The 559-nt window shown below is 49.9% G+C and carries 1 pseudogene; it reads right to left on the bottom strand.

Going from position 1 to position 559, the window contains the following annotated elements:
- Positions 1 to 174: 174 nt before the first annotated feature.
- Positions 175 to 559 (bottom strand): annotated as a pseudogene (locus K4A83_RS22830) (Uma2 family endonuclease); the annotation flags it as partial.

Here is a 559-nt window from a genome sequence, read left to right as displayed (position 1 = left end):
GGTGTTTGAGGGCTTCTACGCCGTAGATGAGATAATCACGAGCGGGATCACTTTCAGCCATGGGCGCTCCGTCTGGTTCGGGGTAGATGAGGGGACTTTGGAGGGAGGAAGGATTCATAAGCTAGTGGAACAACAGTACATTTATTTTAATGTAGCTGGAATAAACTAAATGGATTAGGTTGACCAATCATCGGGGTTAATTCCCCGTTCTCGCAGGAGATTACGGAGTTGTTCTAATTCCCGTTCGGCTTGTTCAGCCCGCATTCGTTCTTGTTCAGCGCGGAACTGCTCCTGTTGGGCCCTCATTCGTTCTTGTTCAGCCCTCATTCGTTCCTGTTCGGCCTGCATTCGTTCTTGTATCCGTTCCTGTTCCGACTCCTCTGGACTCCGCAAATACTCCCCAGATACTGAGTCAAAAAACCGCAAACGACCATCGGATAATACCCGCAACTCTAAACCCAACACCTGTGAGGGAATGCTTAAGATGTCCCCTTCTAACTCCTCTAGGGGTAAAATCTCATACTCTGCCCCTACTAAACGCCGTCCTCGTAGGGGTGGG

This window comes from Spirulina subsalsa FACHB-351, from assembly GCF_026130165.1.
Taxonomy (GTDB): domain Bacteria; phylum Cyanobacteriota; class Cyanobacteriia; order Cyanobacteriales; family Spirulinaceae; genus Spirulina_A; species Spirulina_A subsalsa_A.
This window is presented reverse-complemented; position numbering and strand designations above follow the sequence as displayed.